The organism is Caulobacter sp. 17J65-9 (assembly GCF_010975005.1).
Lineage (GTDB): Bacteria > Pseudomonadota > Alphaproteobacteria > Caulobacterales > Caulobacteraceae > 17J80-11.
Window position 1 is genome coordinate 1 of sequence record NZ_JAAIVC010000255.1, and the last position, 3593, is coordinate 3593.

Genomic DNA, 3593 nt, shown 5'->3' on the forward strand with positions numbered 1-3593 from the left:
CGCTGGCCCTGGGCGCGATCGCGGTCGGGGCGCTGGCCATCGGCCGGCTGCGCGTCGGCCGTGCGGCGGCGGACCGGGTCAAGATCCGCCAGCTGTCGGTCGACCGGTTGGAGGTCGGCGAGCTGACCGTGCGCCACTCCACGGGCCTGGGCCCCACGCCGCTCGGCGCCACGGCGGCCCAGCCGTCGCCGTCCATGTTCGACAACCCGTCCGTGCCGCCGGGCACCGCCTAGCGGTCAGACGTCCAGCAGGCCTTCGAAGCCGCCGTAGATCATCCGCTTGCCGTCGAACGGCATGTCGTGAGCCTGCATGCGGGTGTCCTGCATCATCTTGGCCCAGCCCGCGTCGCGCGCGGCCTTGTCGGGCCAGGTCACCCACGAGAACACCACGGTCTCGTCCGGCGTCGCCTGCACGGAGCGGCGGAAGTCGGTGACCTTGCCCTCGGGCACGTCGTCGCCCCAGGTCTCGACCACCCGCGTCGCGCCGTACTCCTTGAAGATGGCGGCCATGGCGCGGGCGTGCGCCAGGTAGGCGTCCTTGTTCGCGGTCGGCACCGCGGCGACCATTCCGTCGACGTAGCTCATGAGGTCCTCCTGGCGCCGATCGCGGGAGGCGACCGGCGCCGGAGGATCGTCAGACGTCGACCTCGGCGTCCAGCGCGTTTTCCTGGATGAACTCGCGGCGGGGCTCCACCACGTCGCCCATCAGCTTGGAGAACAGGTCCTCGGCGTCGTCGGCGTGGTCGACGCGCACCTGCAGCAGGGTGCGAGCGTTCGCGTCCAGCGTGGTCTCCCACAGCTGTTCCGGGTTCATCTCGCCCAGGCCCTTGTAGCGCTGGATCGACAGGCCCTTGCGGCCGGCTTCCAGCACCGCGGCGACCAGGTCCAGCGGACCGCGGATGGTGGTCGACTTGTCCTTGCGGCGGAACACGCCCGGCTTGGCGAAGGCGTCCTTCAGGCCGGCGGCGCGCTCGGCCAGACGGCGCGCGTCCTGCGAGTGCATCAGCTGGTCGTCCAGCACCACTCGCTCGGTGACGCCGCGGCGCACGCGCGAGAACACCACCGCGCCCTGCTCGCCGCGCTCGCCGGTCCAGGGGCCGTCGCCTTCCTCGTTATAGAGGTTCAGGCGCGCGGCCGCGGCCGCCGGATCGCCGCCTTCGGCGAACAGGCCGGCCAAGGCCGACTGCTCGATGGCGAAGGCCGGGGCGCGGGCCGACAGGCGGTCGACCAGGGCCTTGGCGAAGCGCGCTTCCTTCACCGCCAGGATCAGGTCCTGGCCGATGCGGCGCTCGCCCGAGGCGAGGTCGTACTCGGCCCCGTCCGAGCCCTCGTCGATCAGGAAGGCCTCCATCTCGGAGTCGTCCTTCAGATAGCGCGAGGACTTGCCCTTGCTGGCTTTGTAGAGCGGCGGCTGGGCGATGTAGAGGTAGCCGCGCTCGATCACCTGCGGCATCTGCCGGTAGAAGAAGGTCAGCAAGAGCGTGCGGATGTGGGCGCCGTCGACGTCGGCGTCGGTCATCACCACGATCTTGTGGTAGCGCATCTTCTCGATGTCGAAGTCGTCCCGCCCGATGCCGGCGCCCAGCGCCGTGATCAGGGTGCCGATCTGGTCGGACGACAGCATCTTGTCGAAGCGGGCGCGCTCCACGTTCAGGATCTTGCCGCGCAGCGGCAGCACCGCCTGGTTCTCACGGTTGCGGCCCTGCTTGGCCGAGCCGCCGGCCGAGTCGCCCTCGACGATGAAGATTTCAGACTTGGCCGGATCGCGTTCCTGGCAGTCGGCGAGCTTGCCGGGCAGCGAGGTGATGTCCAGCGCCGACTTGCGGCGGGTCAGTTCGCGGGCCTTGCGCGCGGCCTCGCGGGCGGCGGCGGCCTCGACGATCTTGCCGACGATGTGCTTGGCCTCGTTCGGGTGTTCCTCGAACCACTGGGCCAGGCCCTCGCCGACCAGGTTCTCCACCGCCGGACGGGCTTCGGAGGAGACCAGCTTGTCCTTGGTCTGCGAGCTGAACTTCGGGTCGGGCAGCTTGACCGACAGCACGCAGGTCAGGCCTTCGCGGGCGTCCTCGCCCGAGACGGCGACCTTCTCGCGCTTGGCCAGGCCGGAGCTTTCGATGTAGCCGCCGATCACCCGGGTCAGGGCGGCGCGGAAGCCGGCCATGTGGGTGCCGCCGTCACGCTGCGGGATGTTGTTGGTGAAGCACAGCGTGGTCTCGTGGTAGCTGTCGTTCCACCACAGGGCCAGTTCCAGCTCGACCCGGTCGCGCTTGCCGCGGACCACGATCGGCTCCTTCATCAGCGAGTGCTTGGACTTGTCGAGGTGGCGCACGAAGGCCTCGACGCCGCCGTCGTAGAGCAGGATCTCCTCGAACGGCTCGGCCCCGCGCAGGTCCTTGAAGACGATCTTCACGCCCGAGTTCAGGAAGGCCAGCTCGCGCAGGCGGTGCTCCAGCGTCTTCCGGTCGAACTCGATCATCGAGAAGGTGTCGGTCGACGGCATGAAGGTGACCGAGGTGCCGGTCAGGTACTCGCCGTTGTCGCGCCGGGGCGCCTCGCCGGTGACCTTCAGCGGGTCGACCGCGTCGCCGCGCTCGAAGCGCATCTCGTGCACCTGGCCGTTGCGCCAGATTTTCAGCAGCAGGTAGTCGGACAGCGCGTTCACCACCGACACGCCCACGCCGTGCAGGCCGCCGGAGACCTTGTAGGAGTTCTGGTCGAACTTACCGCCGGCGTGCAGCTGGGTCATGATGACCTCGGCCGCCGAGACGCCCTCGCCCTCGTGGATGTCGGTGGGGATGCCGCGGCCGTCGTCGGTGACGGTGACCGAGCCGTCGGCGTTCAGGGTGACGCCCACCAGGGACGCGTGACCGGCCAGGGCCTCGTCGATGGCGTTGTCGACCACCTCGTAGACCATGTGGTGCAGGCCGGAGCCGTCGTCGGTGTCGCCGATGTACATGCCCGGCCGCTTGCGCACCGCGTCCAGGCCCTTCAGCACCTTGATCGAGTCCGCGCCGTACTCGGCGGCGGCGTTGCCTGCGGTTTCGTCGGTCATGTCAGTCCAGAACTGTGAGGCGGCCCGCGTCGACACGGACACCCAATGCGCGACCTTTCAGGTCCTCGAAGAGCGCCTCGTCGGTCCCGGTCAGGAAAGCCTGCAGACCCAGCGCGGTGATTTCGTCGAAGAGCGCCGCGCGCCGGGACCGGTCCAGGTGCGCCGCGACTTCGTCGAGCAATAATATAGGATTCGGCTGGGCTTTCGCACGCGAAAGTCGCGCGGCCTGACCCAGCACCAGGTTCAGGATCAGCGCCTTCTGCTCGCCGGTGGAGCATTCCGCCGCAGGCCGGCCGCGCTCGCGGTGCACGACCTCCAGATCGGTGCGGTGCGGGCCTGACAGCGCCCGGCCGGCGCCGGCGTCGCGATCGCGCGAACGGCGCATGGCCTCGGCGATGTCGGCGCCGAGCGCGTCGTAGCTCGCGCCGGCCGCGGCGGCCTGCTCGAACGGACCGGACAGCGACAGCGCGGCCTGCGGGAACGGCCGGTCGGTGCGGGCGTCGATCTCGGCTTGCAGGGCGCCCAGTATTTCGCCGGCGAGC

At 69.9% G+C, this 3593-nt stretch carries 2 protein-coding genes and 2 pseudogenes; 1 reads left to right on the forward strand and 3 read right to left on the reverse strand.

Annotation, left to right across the window (positions count from 1 at the left end; all coding sequences use genetic code 11):
- A pseudogene (locus G3573_RS20820) lies at positions 1–233 on the forward strand (hypothetical protein); the annotation flags it as partial.
- A gap of 3 nt (positions 234–236) precedes the next feature.
- Here G3573_RS20820 and G3573_RS20825 read toward each other — a convergent pair.
- The 3 genes and pseudogenes from G3573_RS20825 to G3573_RS20835 form a co-directional block, all read right to left on the reverse strand.
- Positions 237–584 (reverse strand): DUF1428 domain-containing protein, encoded by a 348-nt coding sequence (locus tag G3573_RS20825; RefSeq protein ID WP_163263567.1) that lies wholly within the window; start codon positions 582–584, stop codon positions 237–239.
- A gap of 49 nt (positions 585–633) precedes the next feature.
- Positions 634–3051: a DNA topoisomerase (ATP-hydrolyzing) subunit B gene (gyrB, locus tag G3573_RS20830; RefSeq protein WP_163263568.1), complete on the reverse strand. Its 2418-nt coding sequence runs from the start codon at positions 3049–3051 to the stop codon at positions 634–636.
- A gap of 1 nt (position 3052) precedes the next feature.
- Positions 3053–3593 (reverse strand): annotated as a pseudogene (locus G3573_RS20835) (DNA replication and repair protein RecF); the annotation flags it as partial.